General features: G+C 64.2%; 12 protein-coding genes and 1 pseudogene. 7 read left to right on the top strand and 6 right to left on the bottom strand.

Annotation, left to right across the window (positions count from 1 at the left end; genetic code table 11):
• Positions 1–216: 216 nt before the first annotated feature.
• Positions 217–683: pseudogene (locus AS156_RS44440) on the bottom strand (cysteine rich repeat-containing protein); the annotation flags it as partial.
• Between the two features lie 538 nt (positions 684–1,221).
• On the opposite strand from AS156_RS44440, the gene AS156_RS16730 reads away from it, so the two are divergent.
• Positions 1,222–2,427, top strand: a complete 1,206-nt coding sequence (locus AS156_RS16730; RefSeq protein WP_082747546.1) for an efflux RND transporter periplasmic adaptor subunit — start codon at positions 1,222–1,224, stop codon at positions 2,425–2,427.
• A gap of 9 nt (positions 2,428–2,436) precedes the next feature.
• Positions 2,437–5,607 (top strand): efflux RND transporter permease subunit, encoded by a 3,171-nt coding sequence (locus tag AS156_RS16725; RefSeq protein ID WP_066506270.1) that lies wholly within the window; start codon positions 2,437–2,439, stop codon positions 5,605–5,607.
• Positions 5,608–5,794: 187 nt separating this feature from the next.
• Here the strand turns inward: AS156_RS16725 and AS156_RS16720 are convergent, their stop codons facing one another.
• Positions 5,795–6,796: an NADP-dependent oxidoreductase gene (locus tag AS156_RS16720; RefSeq protein ID WP_066506267.1), complete on the bottom strand. Its 1,002-nt coding sequence runs from the start codon at positions 6,794–6,796 to the stop codon at positions 5,795–5,797.
• 214 nt (positions 6,797–7,010) lie between these two features.
• Here AS156_RS16720 and AS156_RS16715 point away from each other — a divergent pair, with 214 nt between their 5' ends.
• On the top strand, positions 7,011–8,300 hold the full coding sequence (locus AS156_RS16715; protein ID WP_066506264.1) for a dicarboxylate/amino acid:cation symporter: 1,290 nt from the start codon (positions 7,011–7,013) through the stop codon (positions 8,298–8,300).
• A 108-nt stretch (positions 8,301–8,408) separates the two neighbouring features.
• Complete coding sequence (locus tag AS156_RS16710; RefSeq protein WP_245312872.1) at positions 8,409–9,257, top strand: amino acid ABC transporter substrate-binding protein; 849 nt, start codon at positions 8,409–8,411, stop codon at positions 9,255–9,257.
• A 320-nt stretch (positions 9,258–9,577) separates the two neighbouring features.
• Here the strand turns inward: AS156_RS16710 and AS156_RS16705 are convergent, their stop codons facing one another.
• Positions 9,578–10,513, bottom strand: coding sequence for an ATP-grasp domain-containing protein (locus tag AS156_RS16705; protein WP_066506261.1), 936 nt, complete (start codon positions 10,511–10,513; stop codon positions 9,578–9,580).
• 297 nt (positions 10,514–10,810) lie between these two features.
• Between AS156_RS16705 and AS156_RS16700 the strand changes: the two genes are divergently transcribed.
• The 3 genes from AS156_RS16700 to AS156_RS16690 all read left to right on the top strand — a co-directional run bounded on the left by AS156_RS16700 (position 10,811) and on the right by AS156_RS16690 (position 14,002).
• Entirely contained in the window at positions 10,811–11,584 is a 774-nt protein-coding gene (locus AS156_RS16700; protein ID WP_066506259.1) for a ferredoxin--NADP reductase, read from the top strand.
• Positions 11,585–11,688: 104 nt separating this feature from the next.
• The gene (locus tag AS156_RS16695) at positions 11,689–12,129 is read left to right on the top strand and encodes a patatin-like phospholipase family protein (protein ID WP_245312868.1); all 441 of its coding nucleotides are present in this window, start codon (positions 11,689–11,691) and stop codon (positions 12,127–12,129) included.
• A gap of 241 nt (positions 12,130–12,370) precedes the next feature.
• Complete coding sequence (locus AS156_RS16690; protein WP_066506256.1) at positions 12,371–14,002, top strand: FMN-binding glutamate synthase family protein; 1,632 nt, start codon at positions 12,371–12,373, stop codon at positions 14,000–14,002.
• Between the two features lie 200 nt (positions 14,003–14,202).
• Here the strand turns inward: AS156_RS16690 and AS156_RS16685 are convergent, their stop codons facing one another.
• The 3 genes from AS156_RS16685 to AS156_RS16665 all read right to left on the bottom strand — a co-directional run bounded on the left by AS156_RS16685 (position 14,203) and on the right by AS156_RS16665 (position 20,609).
• Complete coding sequence (locus AS156_RS16685; RefSeq protein ID WP_066506252.1) at positions 14,203–15,669, bottom strand: FAD-dependent monooxygenase; 1,467 nt, start codon at positions 15,667–15,669, stop codon at positions 14,203–14,205.
• Between the two features lie 753 nt (positions 15,670–16,422).
• Positions 16,423–18,411 (bottom strand): carbohydrate porin, encoded by a 1,989-nt coding sequence (locus tag AS156_RS16675; protein WP_066506248.1) that lies wholly within the window; start codon positions 18,409–18,411, stop codon positions 16,423–16,425.
• A gap of 554 nt (positions 18,412–18,965) precedes the next feature.
• On the bottom strand, positions 18,966–20,609 hold the full coding sequence (locus AS156_RS16665) for an NRAMP family divalent metal transporter (RefSeq protein ID WP_066506242.1): 1,644 nt from the start codon (positions 20,607–20,609) through the stop codon (positions 18,966–18,968).
• Between the last annotated feature and the right edge of the window lie 7 nt (positions 20,610–20,616).

The following is a 20,616-nucleotide window of genomic DNA, read 5'->3' as shown; positions in this document are numbered from 1 at the left end:
AGCCTGCCGTTGGCCAGGCAGGCGATGATCCGTCCGCCGCCGGGTGTGACGCCCTTGCAGTATTTCCGGTAGTCGCCCATGCAGGCGTCGCGCTGCGCGGCCGTGAGCTCCTGGGCAAACGCGGCACTCGATGCGCTGAGCAGCGCAGCGATCACGATGATACACAAACGTGCGTCTCCCCCTGTCCGGTGGTTTCGTGGTCGTCTTTCAGTTCGCTCAACGCGCCGCGAACGGCGCCAGCACTTCGCGACAAGCCGGTGACAGCGAACCTGCGTTGGCTGCGAGACACCCTGCGATCCGTCCGCCGCCGGGCTGGATGCCGCCGCAGATCGACCGCACGTCGGGACCACACGCCGAGCGCACCACGAACAGCTCTTCACGGGGCCGCATCGGGCGGAGCGCCATCGCGGCTGGTGCCGCAGCAGCAGGAGCCGCGGTCTCGGTCGCGGCCGGCGCGGCAGCGGCCGTCGCGGCGCCCCCGCCGCCTGCGGCGGCAACCGCCTTGCCGCAAGCCGGCGAAAGCCTTGCCTCGTTCTTCATCAGGCATTGCAGCGCAGGAGCGCCGCCGGTCGGCACACCCGCGCAGACCTTGGGATAGTCGGATCGGCAGGCGCTACGGATCGCGGCGATCTGCGCGCTGCTCGGCTTCTTGGCTGCGGTCGTCGATGCTGCGGTTGTGGCGGNCCGGAGCCGCGTCCGTCGCCGCAGCGGGAGCAGGCTCGGTCTTCGGCGCGGCATCCGCCTTTGGCACTGCCGGCGCCTCGACCGCGCGAACGGCGCTTTGGCAGCCCGGGGCGAGGCTCGCCATGTTCTTCTGCAGGCATTGCAGCGACTCCGCGCCGCCGGGCGGCACGCTGGAGCAATGCGCGATGTAGTCGTTGCGGCATTGCGACTTGATGGCGTCGCGTTGGGCCTGGCTCGGCATCTGCGACGAGGCCGGCCCGGCGCTCATGAACGTGGTCAGCGCGAACAACGTCGAAAGCATCGCCGCACGTGTCAGCGTGGTGCTCATTGCACTAAATCCTTTTGTTGGCGCCGGATGCTGCGCTTCAACTGAAGTAAGACGTCTGAAAAAATGTCTTGCAGTAACAACCTTGGCGAGCGCCATCATTGGCGCTTTCGAGTTTCGCCGCAAGCGGATTGTTACTCGGCGAGGACCAAGCTAGTCTTCGCCCGATACGTCGCCTTCTTCGAAAGCAATTTTGAGATCGAGGCCCGGACATGACGCAAACGCGCACGGCTTACGCGACGTTGAGCGACATTGTGCGGCTGCGAAATTCGATACACACACTCGCCCGCACGACTTTCGTCGCGTCGGCCTTTCTCGGTTTAAGTGCCTGCGAACAAAATAGTTTTGTTCAACCTCCGCCGCCGAAGATAGACGTCGCGCTGCCGGTGCAGCGCGCCATCACGCGCTATCTGGACATCACCGGAAATACCACGCCGATCAAGACCGTCGACCTGGTTGCGCGCGTGCAGGGCTTCCTGCAGTCGATCGATTATCAGGACGGCGCTTTCGTGAAGGAAGGCACCACGCTGTTCACAATCGAGCCGGAGACCTACAAGCTGAAGCTCGAGCAGGCTCAGGCCGCCGAAGTCGGCGCGCAGGCGACGCTCAAGCAGTCGGAACTGGATTTCAAGCGGCAAGCGGACCTGGTGCAGCGACAGGCCGTCTCGCAGGCGACGCTGGATACATCCACCTCGAACCGCGACAATGCACAGGCGAGCCTGCAGCAGGCCCAGGTCAACACCCGGATCGCCGAGGTCAATTACGGTTACACCAACGTGACCGCGCCGTTCGACGGCTTCGTCACCAATCACCTGGTCTCGGTCGGTGAGCTGGTCGGCGCGGCATCGCCGACGCAATTGGCGACCATCGTCCAGCTCGATCCGATTTATGTGAACTTCAACGTCAACGAACAGGATGTGCAACGGATTCGTGACGAGGCGCGCAGGCGTGGGCTGACCTCGAATGATCTCAAGCAATTGCCGGTCGAGGTGGGCCTGCAGACCGAGACCGGCTATCCGCACAAGGGCAAGCTGGACTATGCGTCCCCGACCATCAACCAGTCGACCGGAACGCTCGCGGTGCGCGGGGTGATCCCGAACGCCGAGCGGGTCCTGCTGCCGGGCTCTTATGTTCGTGTCCGCGTGCCCTTCGATAAGCAGCAGGATGCGCTGCTCGTGCCCGACGTCGCGCTCGGCAGCGATCAGAGCGGGCGTTACGTGCTGGTGGTCAATGCCGAGAATGTGGTCGAGCAGCGCAAGGTGCAGACCGGCCAGCTCGAGGGCGACCTGCGCGTCATCGACAGCGGGCTGAAGCCGGACGACCGCATCGTCACGGCCGGCCTGCTGCGTGCGATCCCCGGGCAGAAGGTCGATCCGCAATTGCTCAAGAGCGAAGCGGCGGCGACACCGGCCAAGTAGGGGCGCGCCATGATCTCAAAATATTTCATCGAGCGTCCGGTCCTCTCCAACGTCATCGCCATCCTGATGATCCTGCTCGGCGGCGTGGCGCTGTATAATCTCGCGGTCGCGCAATATCCGGACGTGGTGCCGCCGACCGTGCAGGTGACGACGCGCTATCCCGGCGCATCGGCCAAGACGGTGGTCGACACCGTTGCCTTGCCGATCGAGCAGCAGGTCAATGGCGTCGAGGACATGCTCTACATGCAGTCCTACAGCGGCGCCGACGGCACCTACACGCTGACCGTGACGTTCAAGATCGGCACCGATCTGAACTTCGCGCAGGTCCTGGTGCAGAACCGGGTCTCCAGCGCGTTGTCGCAGCTTCCGCAGGCGGTGCAGAACCAGGGCGTCACCGTCCAGAAGCGCTCGACCTCGATCCTGCTGTTCGTGACGCTGACCTCGCCGAACAAGACCTATGACAGCCTGTTCCTGGCGAACTACGCCACCATCAACATCCGCGATGAGCTGTCACGCCTGCCCGGCGTCGGCAACGTCACCGTGTTCGGCGCCGGGCAATATTCGATGCGGGTCTGGCTCGACCCCAACCGGCTGCAGGCGCGCGGGCTGATGCCGCAGGACGTCATCCAGGCGATCCAGCAGCAAAGCCAGCAGGTCACGGCCGGTCAGGTCGGAGCGCCGCCGACGCCGCCGGGGCAGGCGTTCCAGTACACGCTGAACGTCAACGGCCGCCTCGACGACGCGAGCCAGTTCGAGGACATCATCATCAAGTCAGGCAGTGTCGGTGACGTGACGCGGGTGCGCGATGTCGGCCGGGTCGAGCTTGGCGCGCAGACCTACAGCCAGGTGTTCTCGCTGAACCACAAGCCGGCCACCGGCATCGGCGTGTTCCTGTCGCCCGGCGCCAACGCGCTGCAGGTCCAGAAGGCGGTCGAGAGCAAGGTGGCCGAGCTGGCCAAGCAGTTCCCGCCGGACATCAAATACGACACGCCGTTCGACACCACCAAGTTCGTGCAGGCCTCGATCGACGAGGTCTACAAGACGCTGATCGAGGCCGGCGTGCTGGTGTTGGTCGTGATCCTGGTGTTCCTGCAGGACTGGCGTGCGATGCTGGTGCCGGCGACGACGGTGCCGGTCACCATCATCGGCGCGTTCGCGGCGATGGCCGCGCTCGGCTTTACCATCAACCTGTCGACTTTGTTTGCGATCGTGCTGGCGATCGGCATCGTGGTCGATGACGCCATCGTCGTGGTCGAGGGCGCGGCGCACAATATCGAGCAGGGCATGTCGGGCCATGACGCCGCGATCAAGGCGATGGACGAACTGTTCGCCCCGATCATCGGCATCACGCTGGTCCTGATCTCGGTGTTCCTGCCCGCGGCCTTCCTGCCGGGGCTGACCGGGCGGATGTATGCGCAGTTCGCACTTGTCATCGCGGCGACCGCGCTGCTCAGTGCGGTCAATGCCGCGACGCTGAAGCCCACGCAGTGCGCGCTGTGGCTGCGCCGTCCGGTGCCGCCCGAACAGCGCAACTTCTTCTATCGCGGCTTCAACGCCGTCTATGACCGCATCGAGCGCGGCTATGCCCGGCTGATCGGCGGCATTGCAGGGCATGCCAAGACCTCGGTCGCCGTCGCCCTGATCCTGATCGGTCTTGCCTTCTATGGACTGTCGCGGATCCCGACCGGCTTCATTCCGATCGAGGACCAGGGATATCTGTTGGCGGCCGTGCAACTGCCGGACGGCGCCTCGATCGACCGTACCCAGAGCGTGCTCGACCAGGTCACCGAGATTGCCGGCAAGACGCCGGGCGTCGAGCAGGTGGTCGCCATCGCCGGCCTCTCCGCGCTCGACAATTCGTCGAGCCTCGCCAATGCCGGCGTCGCCTATCTGATCCTGAAGGACTGGAATTCGCGCGGACCGGGCGAGGATCTGCGCTCGCTGGTCTATGGGCTCAACGACAAGCTCGCGGTGATTCCGGAGGCGCGCATCCTGGTGATCCCGCCGCCGCCGATCCAGGGCATCGGCAACGCCGCCGGCTTTGCCATGCAGGTCGAACTGCGCGACGGCAACGCCGACTACAGCAAGCTGCAGGCGGTCACGGGTGCGATCGTCGCCAACGCGCAGACCCAGAGCGCGCTGCAGCGCGTCCAGTCGTCGTTCCGGTCGATGGTGCCGCAGTTCGACGTCGAGGTCGACCGTATCAAGACGCAGACCCTGCACGTCACGCCCGACCAGATATTCTCCGCGCTGTCGTCCTATCTGGGCGCGAGCTACGTCAACCAGTTCAACAAGTTCGGCCGCGTCTTCCAGGTCTACACCCAGGCCGATGCGACCTATCGCCTGAGCCTTCGCGACATCGAGAATCTGATGGTGCGCAACAGCAATGGCGACATGATCCCGCTCGGCACGGTGGCGAAGATCACGCCGTCGGTCGGGCCGTCGCTGATCAGCCTCTACAATCTCTATCCCTCCGCCTCCATCATCGGCCTGCCGGCGCAGGGCTACTCGTCCGGCCAGTCGATGTCGCTGATGGAGGAGATCGCCACGAAAACGCTGCCTCCCGGCTCCGGCTATGAATGGACGGGGATGTCGTACCAGGAGAAGGCGGTCGGTGGTCAGATCTACTACGTGTTCGCGCTGGCGCTGCTGCTCGTCTACCTCGTGCTCGCCGGACAGTATGAGAGCTGGTACGCGCCGATCTCGGTGATCCTCGCCGTGCCGCTGTCGCTGCTCGGCCCGACGCTGGTGCTCACGTCGTTGCGGATCGAGAACAACCTCTATACCCAGATCGGCATCATCCTCCTGATTGCGCTGTCGGCCAAGAATGCGATCCTGATCGTCGAGGTCGCGCTCGAGCGGCATCTGCGTGACGGCCACTCGGTGCTGGAATCCGCCATCGATGCGGCGCGCGCCCGGTTCCGGCCGATCCTGATGACGTCGTTTGCCTTCATCCTCGGTGTGGTGCCGCTGGTGATCGCGACCGGCGCCGGCGCCAACGCCCGCAAGTCGATCGGCATCACCGTGTTCTCCGGCATGATCGCCTCGACGTGCCTTGCCGTGCTGTTCGTGCCGGCATTCTTCGTCGTGGTGCAGAGCTTCGAGAACTGGCGCAAGGCGAAGAAGGCGAAGGCAGCCGATCCGAAGGCGGAGCCGCAGGCACAGGGCACGGTGAACTAGCTCCGCGCACCAAATCTATCTCCGTCACCCTGAGGAGGCCGCCAACGGGTCCGCGCAAAGCGCGGCCCGATGATAAACTCCGCGGCCGTCTCGCAGGGGCGCCGGCCACGAACCGAGCGGGGCCGTGCATCCTTCGAGGCGCGGAAGAGCGCGTACCTCAGGATGACGGGACCGAGAGCCTTCCCGTCTACACCTTCACCATGCGCTTGCCGCGGTTCTCGCCGGCGAGCAGGCCGATCAAGGCTTGCGGCGTGTTCTCGATGCCGTCGATGACGTCTTCCTGCACCTTCAGTTTGCTCGAGGCGACCCAGGACTGCAGCTCTTTGAGCGCGGTGTCGCGTTGGTCCATGTAGTCCATCACGATGAAGCCCTGCATGATCAGCCGCTTCACCACGATCAGGCCGGGCACGCCGCGCGGGCCGTGCGCCGAGGGGACGCCGTCATATTGCGAGATCGCGCCGCAGCAGGCGATCCGGCCGCGGTTGTTCATCTGCGACAGGCAGGCTTCCAGGATATCGCCGCCGACATTGTCGAAATAGACGTCGATGCCTTTGGGCGCCGCGGCACGCAGCGCCTTGTAGGTGGCGCCGTCCTTGTAGTCGACCGCGGCATCGAAGCCGAGCTCTGAGGTCAGCCAGTGGCACTTGTCCTTGCCGCCGGCGATGCCGACGACGCGGCAGCCCTTGATCTTCGCGATCTGGCCGACGATCGAGCCGACCGAGCCCGCGGCGGCCGACACCACCACGGTCTCGCCTTCCCGAGGCTTGCCGACATGGAGCAGGCCGAAATAGGCGGTCAGCCCCGCGACGCCATAGACGCTGAGCAGATGCGTCATCGGCTCCAACTTCGGCATCTTCGCGAGATGCTTGGCGGGTACCGCGGCATAGTCCTGCCAGCCGGTGTCGCCGAACACGATGTCGCCCCGCTTCAGGCTCGGGTCCTTCGACGAGATCACCTCGGCGATGCTGCCGCCGGCCATCACCGTGTTGGCCTCGACCGCGGCACGGTAGGTGGCGCCATGCATCCAGGCGCGGTTGGCGGCGTCGAGCGATATGTAGCGCGCGCGCACCAGCGCCTCGCCGTCCTTCGGTTCGGGAATCGCACCCTGCGTCAGGCGAAAGTGCTCTGGTCCGAGCTTGCCGGTCGGCTTCTCGACAAGCAGGATCTGGCGATTGACGGTGGCGTTCATGGCGTTGTCTCCCCTCGTAGTGATCGTTCCCGATGCAATTGACTGCTCTACGGGCGCGTCATTGCACAGATTGTGCGCTGCATGAACGCTAGTCCGCGTGCTGGCATTCCACAACGGGAACATTTCGGCAAAGTCCCGCCAAACGCGAAGCGTGTTGCATAGGTGCGTAAATCTGCCACACTTGTCTGTGCCGGAAGCCTACGGGGGTAAGAGAATGTCCAACAGGTTTACGCAGTATATCCTGCTTGCGATGGTGCTTGGCATCGCGATGGGGACGATCGTTTTCAACTACTTTCCCGATAGCCGGGCCGAGATCGCGGCCGACGTCAACCTGATCGCGATGCTCTTCCTGCGCTTGATCAAGATGATCATCGCGCCCCTGGTGTTTGCGACCCTCGTCGGCGGGATCGCCCATATGGGAAGCGGTGCGCGGCTCGGGCGCATCTTCGCCAAGACCATGGGCTGGTTCGTTTCCGCCTCCTTCGTCTCGTTGCTGCTCGGCCTCCTGATGGTCAATCTGCTGCAGCCCGGCGCCAACTTCCCGGGCACGCTGCCCGACAAGGCGCAGTCGACCGGCCTGCCGGTGTCGGCCTTCTCGCTCGAGAAATTCCTGGTCCACCTCGTGCCGACCTCGATCGCGGACGCGATGGCGCAGAACGAGATCCTGCAGATCGTGGTGTTCGCGGTGTTCTTCGCGGTGGCGCTCGGCGCCATGCCGGAACGGGCGAAACCGATCATGAGCCTGATCGACGATCTCGCCCACATCATGCTCAAGGTCACGAGTTATGTGATGTTCTTTGCCCCGCTCGCGGTGTGGGCGGCGATCATGGCGACCGTCTCGAAGAACGGCCTCGGCGTGCTCTGGAAGCTGATCGTCTTCATGGGCGGCTTCTATCTGTCGCTGCTGATCCTGTGGGGCATCCTGGTCATGGTCGGCTTCGTCGTCATCGGCCCGCGCTACAGCCATCTGTTGCGATTGATCCGCGAGCCTTTGATGATCGCGTTCTCGACCGCTTCGTCTGAGGCGGCGTATCCGAAGACGCTGGAGGGGCTGAACAGGTTCGGCGCCTCCTCCCGGATCTCGTCCTTCGTGCTGCCGCTCGGCTACTCGTTCAACCTCGACGGCACGATGATGTACTGCACCTTCGCCAGTATCTTCATTGCGCAGTCCTATCACATCGAGATGTCGCTCGGGACGCAGTTCGCGATGCTGGCGACGCTGATGATCACCTCGAAGGGCGTCGCCGGCGTGCCGCGCGCTTCCCTCGTCGTGATCGCTTCGACGCTCAGCCAGTTCAACATTCCCGAGGCGGGATTGTTGATGGTGATGGGCATCGACACCTTCCTCGACATGGGCCGCAGCGCCACCAACGTGATCGGCAACTCGCTGGCGACCGCCGTGGTCGCGAAGTGGGAGGGCGAGCTGAAGGCCGAGCACGAGCTCGGGCCCGACGACGCCGTGCCGTCGGATGCGGTGCCCGGTGCCGTGATGGCAGGCCATTGACGGGAGGCATGCATGCATCGCGCCCGATGGCGGCCGATACGGGCTGAACGCCCGACATTGTGGGCATGTCTGCTGGCCGCAAATCTACTCGCGGCTTGCCTGCCGGCAATGCCGGCCGTCGCGCAGACGGAAGGCGAGGGGCTCAGCCCCACGCTCGCCAACATCAAGGCCACCCACACCGTGCGGCTCGGTTATCGCGAGAGTTCACCGCCGTTCTCGTTCCTCGATCATTCGAACCGTCCGATCGGCTACAGCCTCGAACTGTGCGACGCCATCGTCGATGAGATCGGAGTCGAGGTCGACGACCCCAACCTCAAGGTCGAATACGTCAAGGTCACCTCCGACGACCGCATTCCTGCTGTTGTCGACAAGAAGATCGATCTCGAATGCGGATCGACCACCGCGAATGCCGAGCGCGGCAAGCTCGTCGCGTTCTCGCCGCTGATGTTCGTGGCCGGCACCAAGCTGATGGTGCCGAAGGCGTCCGGCGTCACCCAGGTCGCCGACCTCAAGGGCAAGACCGTGGTGGTGACCAAAGGCACCACCAACGAGCAGGCGATGCACAATGTCGACGCCAAGCAGTCGCTCGGGCTCAACATCGTCACCGCTGGCGATCACGAGCAGTCCTACCAGATGCTGGCGGACGGCAAGGCCGATGCGTTCGCGACCGACGACATTCTGCTCTACGGCCTGATCGCGCGGCACAAGTCGCAGGACAAGTTCCGCGTCACCGGCGATTACCTGTCCTACGATCCGTACGGCATCATGTACCGCAAGGGCGAACCGCAGATGAAGGACGTGGTCGAGCGCGCATTCCGCAAGCTCGCCACCAACCGCGACATCATACCGCTCTACAACAAGTGGTTTGTCGCCCGTCTGCCGACCGGCGAGAAGCTCAACGTCGCACTCTCGCCGCAGCTCGAAGAGGCCTTCAAGGTGCTCGACGAGAATCAGTAGCGCGATCACGCCGCTATCTTCACCTCTCCCTGTGGGAGAGGTCGGAATTCAAGCACAGCTTGAATTCCGGGTGAGGGGGTTCAGGTGTGTCCGCTAGATGAAGTCCCTTGAGAGACTGTGACCCCTCACCCGGATCGCATTCCGCTCCGCTTCATGCGATCCGGCCTCTCCCACAAGGGGAGAGGCGAAGAGGAACAAGTGGCAGCCGCGCGGCGCAGTCCTAAAGCATGATCCGGAAAGTGTGAAGCGGTTTTCCGAAAAGATCATGCTTAAACAAGAAGCCAAAGTGCGATGACGATTCAACCTGATCTCATCGCGCTTTAGGTAAACACCTTGTCCATCGCCGCCCAATACGCCGCTTCGACCAGTTCCGGATACTGCCTGCCCAGCGCTTCCATCTTCACCCCGGAATTCACCTCGAGGATCTGCCAGCCGCAATCGGCACGCACGACGTCGACGGAAGCGAAGCGGATGCGCAACGCCTGCGCGGCCTTGATTGCGAGCGCGATGCAGGCGTCGCGTGTCGCGCCGTCGGCCAGCAGCACCGGTGCCGCGCCCGAATCGAGATTGTGTCGCCAGTTGAGGATGCGCCGCTCGCCGGCGGGCGGGACGGCGTCGAGCGCGTCGGCGTCGAAATCCTCAGTGATGGTCGTGAGCTGCTCCGCTCCCATCGCGCGCTGCGCGAGCTCGCGCAGCGAATGGACGCCGTCGCCGGTCACCTGCGGGCGCAGCTTGCTGTAGACGATCAGCGCGCGTCCATCGAGCAGCACGACGCGCACCTCGTCCTCGATCTCGACATAGGGCGAGATCGCAAGGCTCGGATGCGCGGCAAGGATGCGCGCGACCGCCTGCTCCAGTTGCGCCTTGGTCGTGACGCGAAAGACCTGCTCGCCCGAGGTGCCTTCATTGGGCTTGACGACGAGCCCGCGTGGATGGGCATCGAGAAGCGGCAGCATCGCCTGCATCGATCCCGATCCCGGGATGTGCGGGCTGAGCCTTGCGCCGAGAAACAGGGTGTGCGGGATCGCGGCGACGCCGGCCGTCGCCAGCACCTCGGCGCAGGCTGCCTTGTCGTTGGCGACCTGGTGGGCGACCGCGCTGTTCAGCCCGACGTCGTAGCCGATCGCGAGCCGCCGCTCGGCGCCTTTCGCCATGATGACCAGCCAGCCGCCGGACCTGATGTCGATCGCGATATTGTGCGCGAGACAATATTTTTTGATGGTTTCCAGGAAGATTCGCTGGCTGATGAGGACCACTAAATCATTTTCCCTTCGCCACGGCTTTCGTAGCAATTATTTGCCAGATCGGCGCTGATCTCAGCAAGTAAATTGCGTCCATCACAGCACGTTAACGATGTCGTGGCTGAACCTCTGCGCGAAATCGAACGACTGCCATTCTGAGATCGCAATTGCACGCCACGTGATCTTGACTATCTCAGACATCGGCGCAATGGAAACGCGAGATCTTCAATGATTTCGGTTACTTCCGCGCCGCCGCGGACAGCCTAAAAATCAAACCATTCTAAATCTGGTCAATCGAGAAGACGAAAACACATGAGCGCGTTCTATCGAGAGAAGGTTCTTTCCGTTCATCACTGGACCGATACGCTTTTCAGCTTCCGAGCCACCCGCGACACCGGCTTTCGCTTCCAGAACGGCCAGTTCGCCATGATCGGTCTCGAGGTCGACGGCCGGCCGCTGCTGCGCGCCTATTCGATGGCGAGCGCCAATCACGAGGAAGAGCTCGAGTTCTTCTCGATAAAGGTGCATGACGGCCCGCTCACCTCCAAGCTGCAGAAGATCCGCGAAGGCGACATCATCCTGGTCGGCCGCAAGGCGACCGGCACGCTGATCACCGACAATCTGATCCCGGGCAAGCGGCTGATGCTGCTGTCGACCGGCACCGGCCTTGCGCCGTTCGCGAGCTTGATCAAGGACCCCGAGGTCTATGATCGGTACGACTCGATCGTGCTGGTGCATGGCTGCCGCCAGGTCTCCGAGCTTGCCTATGGCGAGGAGCTGGTCGCCAAGCTGCGCGACGACGAATTGTTCGGGCCGATGCTGTCGGAGAAGCTGCTCTATTATCCGACCGTGACGCGCGAGCCGTTCCGTAACCGCGGCCGCATCACCGACCTCATCACCTCCAACCAGCTGTTCGCCGACCTGCATCAGGGTCCGCTCGACATCGAGACCGACCGCATCATGATGTGCGGCAGCCCGGCGATGCTCGAAGAGCTGAAGCAGCTGTTCGAGACCCGCGGCTTCGCCGAAGGCAGCGGCAACAAGCCCGGCCACTTCGTGATCGAGAAGGCGTTCGTCGAGCGCTGAGGCCGTCGAGCGTTACGATTGTCGTCCTGGCGAAAGCCAGGACCCATTACCACCACTTTCGTTTTGCGAAGGCTGGGGCCCCCCACCGGGCTCCAGCCTTTTGCATGTGTGGCGAGGTGTATCCGCAGGCACGATTTGCCTCTCCCGCTTGCGGGGGAGGCCACGATCATTTCCTGGCCGACGGCGCAATCTCCAGCAACACGCCGGTCCGCGTCGCGGTGAAGAAGGGCGCGAAGCGTCTGATCGCGCTGCCGACCGGGCATGCCTGCGCCAACCAGGCGCCGCCGATCGGCGCGCTCGCCAACGCGCTGCATGCGCTGACGCTGCTGATCGCGCGGCAGCTCGTCAATGAGCTCGAGAACATCGGCCCCGATGTCGAATATTTCGTCGTGCCGCCGCTCTGCCCGCTGGTCGGCTCGCCCTATGATTTCTCCCGGACCGCGGATCATATCGCACGCGCGATCGACTCGACCGAGGCCTGGCTGGCCAGCGATGCCCTGAAGCAGGGCCGCATCCCGCACGAATTGCAGCCGCACGATCACTGAGGCGGGTCATGCCTGCTGTCCTTCACCTCCCACGCAAGCGAAGGGAGGACGCGCCGCTTTGCGGCCCTTCGTTGCACTGCAAAAGACAGGGTCGATTTGAACGATCGCAACGGCAATACCGCCCATTCGGGCGGTTGTCATATCTGTGACTGCTCGGCGCTATAACCGTGTAGCACTTGTTCCGCGAGTTGGATTAGGCTCATGGCCGGCATAATGGCCTTGCTGATTGGCTGAGGGTTCTATGGAAACGCTGCTGCTTCCGTTCTCGCCGCGCTTCATCGTGATGACGATCTGCGCCGTCATCACTGCGCTCCTGTTGGCAATCGGTGTCTTCGACCACAACCCGAAGATCTGGCATGTGGTGCTGGTGCCGCTGATCATCTTCGGCGCGTTGACACTGCTTGGCATTCGCGACCTCGTGCAGAAGAACCACGCGGTGTTGCGCAACTACCCGATCTCGGCGCATGTCCGCTTCCTGCTCGAGGAAATCCGCCCGGAGATGCGGCAGTATTTCTTCGAGAGCGAGAAGGACGGCATGCCGTTCTCCCGCGACACCCGCGCGGTGGTCTATCAGCGCGCCAAGGCGGTGCTCGACAAGCGGCCGTTCGGCACCCAGGAGGATGTCTACCGCGAGGGCTATGAGTGGATGCATCACTCGGTGGCGCCGAAGCCGCGTGCCGACGAGAAATTCCGAATCACCATCGGCGGCCCCGACTGCACCAGGCCGTATTCGGCCTCGGTCTTCAATATCTCGGCGATGAGCTTCGGCGCGCTGAGCCCGAACGCCGTGCGCGCGCTCAACGCGGGCGCCAAGAAGGGCGGCTTCGCGCACGACACCGGCGAGGGCGGCGTCAGCCCCTATCACCGTGAAAACGGCGGCGACATCATCTGGGAGGTCGGCTCCGGCTATTTCGGCTGCCGCAACCGCGACGGCACTTTCAACTCGGACGAATTCGCGCGCGTGGCCGGTGAAGACCAGATCAAGATGGTCGAGCTCAAGATCAGCCAGGGCGCCAAGCCCGGCCATGGCGGCGTGCTGCCGGCCGCGAAGGTCTCCGAGGAGATTTCCAAGATCAGGGGCGTGCCGCTCGGCGAGGATTGCATCTCGCCGGCCTATCACAAGGCCTTCTCGACGCCGCTGCAGATGATGGAATTCATCGCGCAGATGCGAAAACTGTCCGGCGGCAAGCCGGCCGGTTTCAAGATGTGCATCGGTCACCCCTGGGAGTTCCTGGCGATTTGCAAGGCGATGAAGGAGAGCGGGCTCTACCCCGACTTCATCGTGGTCGACGGCAATGAAGGCGGCACCGGCGCCGCGCCGCTCGAGTTCATGGACCATCTGGGCATGCCGATGCGCGAGGGCGTCAATTTCGTTCATAACGCGCTGGTTGGCATCAACGCGCGCGACCGCATCAGGATCGGCGCCTCCGGCAAGATCGCGACCGCCTTCGACATGGCGCGCGCGATGGCGATCGGCGCCGACTGGTGCAACTCGGCGCGCGGCTTCATGTTCGCGCTCGGCTGCATCCAGTCCTTGAGCTGCCACACCGACCGCTGCCCGACCGGCGTCACCTCGCAGGATCCGATCCGCAACCGCGCGCTCTACGTGCCGGACAAGATCGAGCGCGTGTACAATTATCACCACTCCACCCTGCACGCGCTGACCGAGCTGCTCGCTGCCGCCGGCCTCGAGCACACCCGGGAGCTGCGGCCGATCCACTTCTCGCAACGAAGCTCGACCACCGAGGTCTGCTCGTTCGCCGAGCTCTATCCAGCGCTGCGCCCCGGCGAACTCTTGGAAGGCACGCAGGACCGCCGCTTCCGCGACGCCTGGGCGATGGCGCGTTCGGATTCGTTCCAGCCGGCGGGGTAGGTGCGCCGCGATTTCGATTCACCTGTCCCCCTTGCGGGGTCGAGACGAGCGAAGCTCGCTCTTAGGTCGGAGCGCATCGAAAGATGCGATCCGGGTGGGGGCTCTTTCCACGATGCGACTCGTGGATGACACCCCCACCCTGCCCCTCCCGCGCAAGCGGGAGAGGGGACGCAGTGCAGATGCCGCTCCAGCATATCTCATCAAGCGCGCGGTGCGCCGAACCATCTGGTCAGCGCGTCCCTGAGGCCCGGCTCAGCCGGGTCTCCCACCCACGCCACGCAGCCGTCGGGCCGGACCAGCACGGCAACCGGCGCCGGGATCGTTCCAAGTACGGGGAGCTCCCACGCGCCGGCGTAGTCGGCGTCGACCAGTTGAACCCGGTCTGCCCACGCCGCGATCGGAACGATGCCGGGCTCGCCGAGATTGAGCAGCACCGGCCGGGCTTGGTGCAGCAGGCTGAAGGTGCGTAGCGGTCCGCTCTCGGTTACCAGATCAAGATCAGGCATGCGGCGCCCGAGCAGCGGATGGCTGTCGCCGAGATCGTAATGGACGTCCAGCCCCGACATCATCGCGGCAACCTTCTTGCGCGGCTCGTCCATGCGCATCAGGTCGGAGACGACCTCGTGCAGCGCCTTGGTCCGCGCGTCGGTCCGGCTCAGGGCGACATGCGCCATCGTGTTGCGCAGCACGCGGGCCGCAATCGGATGCCGTTCGGCCTGGTAGGTGTCGAGCAGGCTGTCGGGCGACGTCCGCTTGATCACCTGGGCGAGCTTCCAGCCCAGATTCACCGCGTCCTGCACACCGATATTGAGGCCCTGTCCGCCCATAGGCGGATGCACATGGGCGGCATCGCCGGCTAGCAGCACGCGCTGCTTGCGGTAGGCCACCGCCTGCCGGGTCATGTCGGTGAACCGCGATATCCAGACCGGACTGTGGATGCCGAAGTCGGTGCCGTACACGGCGATCAGCGCCTCGCTGACCTCGCGCAGGGTCGGTTCGTTGCCTGTGCCGAGCTGTCGCTCGGTCAACACGACCCTGATACGCCCGCTGCCACCCACCTTGCCGATTGCGTAAGTGCCGGTGTCGTCCTGACGCATGCCCCATTCCGGCTCTCTCGCCATCTCGGCCTCGGCATTCAGCCAGCTCCTGGTCGGATCCCATCCGGCGAACGCGATGCCGGCCGCCTTGCGGACGGTGCTACGGCCACCGTCGCAGCCGACCAGATATTGCGCGCGCAATTGCCCGTCGGAGAGCGCGACGTGGACACCGGTGTCGTCCTGGGTGAAGCCGGTCACCTCGCACTCACGATAGATCGGCACCGCGAGCTCTCTGACCCATTCCCGGAGAATGCGCTCGGTATGGGTCTGGAACAGGCCAAGCGTGAAATTGCGCCGGGTCGGAAGGTCGGTGATATCAAGCGGAACCAGATGCGAGTGGAAAAGCACGGCCGGATGACGGGTCCCCTGCGAGACGAAGCGGTCGCCGATGCCGCGCTGATCGAGCACCTCCATGGTCCGCGCATGCAGGCCACCGGCCCGCGACCCGGTGAGGTCCTGGCTCGCGCGCCGCTCGGCAATCGCGACATCGATGCCGGCCAACGCCAATTCGCCTGCCAGCATCAATCCGGTCGGACCACCGCCGGCAATCACCACTGCATGTTCACGCATCCCGCGCTCCCTCCGTTCGATCGACTGGGCGCGCGTTCTACGGGATAACCCTGGGCTTGCGGCAAGCCCGGGAGGCATCCATATATCTGAGTGGGGAAGGGGCCTATGCGGCCCGAACCGTTCCAACAGTCATTGCAAGAGGCCAACGGTTCGCGCGAACGCGCGCCCGATGACGGGCTTCGTCCTGCCTGCAATTCACAAAAGTCACGCGCCATCAAGGCGCAGACTTCACCCGCCAACCGAGGCGCCCCGTCCATTAGCGGTCGGCGTGTCGTCCCAATTGACAAGCGTCCTTATTGCCAAAGCAACCGTCGACGACGTTGGTGGCGGGCCATACGGCATGCGCCTGTTCCTGAGTGTCGACACCGGTCCTGCAGCCGATAATCCTGCACCGGCCCTCCTTACTATCCCTGCAATTCTTCAACACATCGCTGCGGGCTTTGGCCTCGGTGGGTTCGTTCCACATCCGAAAACTGTGCCCGTTGTTTTTGGCTGCGCATGCCCAATTGGCAGAGGCAGCAGAGGAATAAACGCTGCAAACGACAACAACCAATGTCCAAAATAATCGCACGTTGGCCTCCATAGTTACGGACGGCGCTAAAAATTCGATCGGAATGAAAACGACTGCAATGCGTCCAACTTGACGCAAGCGGTCTCCGTTGTGGATTCCGGAATAACACGGTGTGACCGCCACTCTGCCTAGCGGCGTCTGCGCCTCGACGCCGGAAAAGTTGTGGCTTGGCTACGTCAGCGTCAGAACTCGCCGTGCAGACGGCCTGAGAAGATATGCGCCGGGCCGCGGTCGGCGTTGTAGGCGGGATTGGCGATGAACTGGTAGTCCCCGGTCACCGTGATGTGCTTGTTGACCGAGTAGGCGTAGTAGGTCTCGAAGATGCCTTCATTGCGGTAGTTCAGCGCGCCATCGCCGATCAGGAGCCCGAGGCCGCCGGCGGCGAGGAAGTCGCGATGCGAGGCCGAGAGCCCGTTGATCGCGCCGCCGATGCCGATCGTGTCGTCCGGCCGCCCCCAGTAGCTGCCCTTCACCGACACGCCGCCCGAGAGGCTGCGGTCGACGTCAGTGAATGAGAGAATTTCGGTGTGGCCGTCGTTCCAGCTCAGCCGCCCGAACAGGCCGACATCCTTCGCGATCTGCTGCTCGCTGTTGATGTAGAAACCATATTTCAGACTGTCCTTGCGGATGCTTGCCATCACGCTGTTGATGTCGAGCGACGGATCGGTGGCTTCGATCGCCAGCGCCTGGCTGTAATTGCCGGTATTGCCCTGGTTGCCGAACACGCCGACGCGCAGCTTGCCGGGCTGATCGAAGATCGAGTAGCGCCCTTCGAATTCGACGACGGCGCCGCCGGTCTTGAAGGTCAGGATGTCGCTGTTCGGCGCATCCGGCACCTGGAACAGGCCGGCGCGCACCGCCCAATCCTTGCGATTGAGCTCGACCACGGCGCCGCGTGTATAGCCGGGCAGGTCGGCCGGGAAATCATAGGCGGCGGACGCCCACATCGCCCAGTTCATGAAATCGGCGCGCGGATCCTTGGCGTAGGAGTTGCCGTCGAAGAAATCGCCGATCGCGAAACGTCCGACGATCAGCGTCAGCCGATCGATGTCGCGCTTGCCGGCGATCTGGTTGGGACCGTCAGGCACGTCTTCCTGCTCGCCGCCGAAGCCGAACGTCTGCTTGAAGTAATAGCGCTGCGGCCGGATCCGCGGATACGGGGCGCCCGCCTTCTGGGCTTCGCCGTTCGGGAAGCCGGCGATGCCGAGTGTGCCGTTGAGGCCGAAGCCCTGCGCAGTTTCCGGGTTGAAGTAGAGCTCGCCACCCTCCCACAGCTTTACGCCGAGGAACGCAGTCGTGGTCCAGGTCTGCTGTACCTGTCCGCCCGCCGGAAGGCTGTTGGTGCCGCTATAGGCCGAGCGGAACGCCGGGTAGCCCTGTCCGATCAGCGTAGTCTGCGCGTGGATCGACCAGTTGTCCGACTCAGGCAACAGCGCCTTGGTCGGCGTCGCCGACCAGGGCGAGTCGCCGAGCTGATAGTTCAGACCGAATTTCAGGAGATGCAGATGCGGGTCGATGGCGACGCCGGGCATGCCGAAGGCGTCGAGGCCCAGGGTCTGGCGCGACAGGTCGATATAGTCGTATTCGACCTTGGCGGTCCAATTGCCGCTCAACGCGAACTCGGCGCCGGCGCCGACGGTCCATCCGGTCTGGTACTGGCCTGGTTCGGAGACGGCCTCGCCCGCCGCGTCGTTTACCCTGACCTGGGTATGCCCCCAGGCAAAACCGCCGGTGACATAGGGCATCCAGCTTCCGAAGGCGTAGCCGACGCGGCCGCGCACGGTGCCGACATAGTCGATCGAGCTGTTGAAGGACGCAGGCGCCCGCCGCGGTTGATCGATCGGGCTGACGAATGTCGCATCAGCCTCGATGCCGAGCACGAAGCGGTTGGCGAACTCGTGATTGTATCCGACCTGGAAGCCGCCGATGCCACCAGTGACCGTGTGCGGAAAGACGACGCCTTGCAGCGGAAGCGGATTGGTGCCGGGACCGAGGCTGCCGTCGCCATAGCCGACATGGGCGCCCACATAGAAACCGGTCCAGGTGTAAATCGCGTTCATCGTCGGCGACTTGACGGCCATGTCGGCCGCAGCCGCAGGCATGCCGAAGGCGGCGGCGCCGAGTGCGGCGCCGGCGGCAATCTGAACACGGAAGATACGGACGCAGGTCATGACGCGGCGTTGCCCCGCGGGCAGTTGGAGGTATTGCCTGCCATCACTGCAGAATTGGCGGCCACTCGCCACCCGAGATTTGAAGTCATCGCCCGCCGTCCCCGGTCCGATCTGTGTTGGTCCAAACGAGGCCAGATCAGCAAACCTGACATCAGCCTTATTGCAAGTCATTCGCAATTGCAACTGAGGGTCGCCAGCTACCTCTCCGATTTGCACGTCACTATGACAGCCATGCAACAGCGGGGGCCGCCGGCCCCGGCGGTGTCGATTGTTAGCAGCTGTGTTGCCGCGGCGTGCGGGCCGGTCGCCCTTTGTTCAGTCGATCTCACCCACGTCTTTCATCCTTACTTGCCCCGCAGGGTCTCCGTCTTGTTCGCAGCGCGATCGCGGCGCCGGCACGTTCAAAAAAGTCGCCGCCGCCAGCGCCGCGCGCAGCTCGGCGCTGGCGATGGTGCGCCGTTGATGGAGCGCGGACGCATTGCGCAGGATGGCGCCCGCCAGCCTGAGCAGTACGATCGCGCCCCATCGCCGGCAGCGGCCGAGAGGCGCTGTGGTCACACCCCCACCGTGGCCAGCTGAGCGATACGGAGCAGCACGAGGCCGGCAGCGACCACCAGGTAGCCGCGCAGCACGATCATCCAGATCCGGCTCAACGGGCTAAGGCGGGCTGGCGGAAGCTGATCGAGCGGCGGCATCCGCCAGGTGTCACGGCTAAGCCGGAGCTGGTACGGCTTGAAGCGGAACATCGCGTTCCGGCGCGACGACATCTCGTACAGCTTGACGGCCGCGGTGACCGTCAGCGCCAGCAGGCTCCCGCCGATCAGGATTCCGACGATCCACTCCTCGCTGAGATCGGGAAACAGCACCGCGGCGGTCAGGATCGCCGACAGCATCACCAGTCCAGCCACCACTGTTCCCGTGAACAGGTTCAACCGTGTCGAGTTGACCCAGGGCCCGAGGATGTGGCGGTCGTTGCAGAGCAGGAGCAGGAACACCGTCGCGCTCGGCAGCAGCACGCCTGCCAGCGTCTGCACCGCGTTGGTCAGAAGCCCGAGCGGCGTGCCCGGCGTCAGCACCAGTCCCGCGGCGAGCACGATCAGGCCGCAATAGACGGCGTAGAAGCCCTTGGCGTCCCAAGGCTTGCGATGCAGCGAATGCTTGACCGCGAAAATATCGCCGATCGCGTAGGCGGTTGCGAGGGAGACCGCCGCCGCGCCGATGATGCAGGCGTCGAGCAGCGCGAGGGCAAACAGCGCGGCCGGAAGGCTGCCCGCATATTTCTCGAGCCCGACGGCGGTCCCCAACGCGTCGGTGTAGTTGCCGAACTCCGGTTGCCCGGCAAAGATCTCCGCGCAGAAGGAGATCATGGCGACCGCACCGACGACGACAAGCACGATGCCGATCCAGAGATCCATGCGCTCATAGCGGATGAAGCGCGGCGTGATCCGCTTGTCGACGATGTAGCTCTGCTGGAAGAACAATTGCCACGGCGCCACCGTGGTGCCGACGATAGCGACGATCAGCAGCATCACCTCGCTGAGCCTGGCGCCTTCGGGCATCTTCGGAACGAAGAAGTCGGCCGCGACCTGTCCGATCGGCGGATGCACCATCAGCACCACGGGCACAAGCAGCAGGCTGCCCACGACCAGCACGATGCCGAAGCGCTCGAAGCGTCGGAAGTTGCCGGTCGAGACCGCGATCATCACGATCGCAGCGGACGCCAGCACGCCCCAGAACTGCGACAGGCCGAGATAGCTCAGCGCCAGCGTGATGCCGATGAACTCGGTGACGATCGTTAGCGCGTTCAGCAGCAACAGGTCGATGACGCTGAAGGCGCCCCAGAACTTGCCGAAGCGCTCGAAGATCAGCCGCGCATGGCCGACGCCGGTGACGGCGCCGAGCCGCACCACCATCTCCTGGTTGACGTAGAGCACCGGGATCAGGAGCATCAAGGTCCACAGCAGGGTGGTGCCGTAGTTCTGTCCGGCCTGGGTGTAGGTGCCGAACGCGCCGGCGTCGTTGTCGCCGACCATGACGATCAGGCCGGGGCCGACGATCGCCAGCAGCGTCTTCAGCCGCGCGAAGAATGTGGAGCGCGGTGCGACGTCATCCCTCGCGATACTGCCGAACGCGCCGTGGATGTCGCCGGCATGCGTCGCATCAAGGACGGCAGTTCTTGTGGTTTTGGTTTCGGTCATTATCCGC

Source organism: Bradyrhizobium macuxiense, assembly GCF_001542415.1.
Classification (GTDB): Bacteria; Pseudomonadota; Alphaproteobacteria; order Rhizobiales; family Xanthobacteraceae; genus Bradyrhizobium; species Bradyrhizobium macuxiense.
Note: the sequence above shows the minus strand (reverse complement) of the source record. Positions and strands in the feature narration are given on the sequence as shown.

Coding starts and splice junctions, on each gene's coding strand:
- AS156_RS16675 (WP_066506248.1), bottom strand. CDS start 18,411: ATGACCTGCGTCCGTATCTTCCGTGTTCAGATTGCCGCCGGCGCCGCA.
- AS156_RS16665 (WP_066506242.1), bottom strand. CDS start 20,609: ATGACCGAAACCAAAACCACAAGAACTGCCGTCCTTGATGCGACGCAT.
- AS156_RS16700 (WP_066506259.1), top strand. CDS start 10,811: ATGAGCGCGTTCTATCGAGAGAAGGTTCTTTCCGTTCATCACTGGACC.
- AS156_RS16720 (WP_066506267.1), bottom strand. CDS start 6,796: ATGAACGCCACCGTCAATCGCCAGATCCTGCTTGTCGAGAAGCCGACC.
- AS156_RS16685 (WP_066506252.1), bottom strand. CDS start 15,669: ATGCGTGAACATGCAGTGGTGATTGCCGGCGGTGGTCCGACCGGATTG.
- AS156_RS16730 (WP_082747546.1), top strand. CDS start 1,222: ATGACGCAAACGCGCACGGCTTACGCGACGTTGAGCGACATTGTGCGG.
- AS156_RS16695 (WP_245312868.1), top strand. CDS start 11,689: ATGTGTGGCGAGGTGTATCCGCAGGCACGATTTGCCTCTCCCGCTTGC.
- AS156_RS16725 (WP_066506270.1), top strand. CDS start 2,437: ATGATCTCAAAATATTTCATCGAGCGTCCGGTCCTCTCCAACGTCATC.
- AS156_RS16715 (WP_066506264.1), top strand. CDS start 7,011: ATGTCCAACAGGTTTACGCAGTATATCCTGCTTGCGATGGTGCTTGGC.
- AS156_RS16690 (WP_066506256.1), top strand. CDS start 12,371: ATGGAAACGCTGCTGCTTCCGTTCTCGCCGCGCTTCATCGTGATGACG.
- AS156_RS16710 (WP_245312872.1), top strand. CDS start 8,409: ATGCCGGCCGTCGCGCAGACGGAAGGCGAGGGGCTCAGCCCCACGCTC.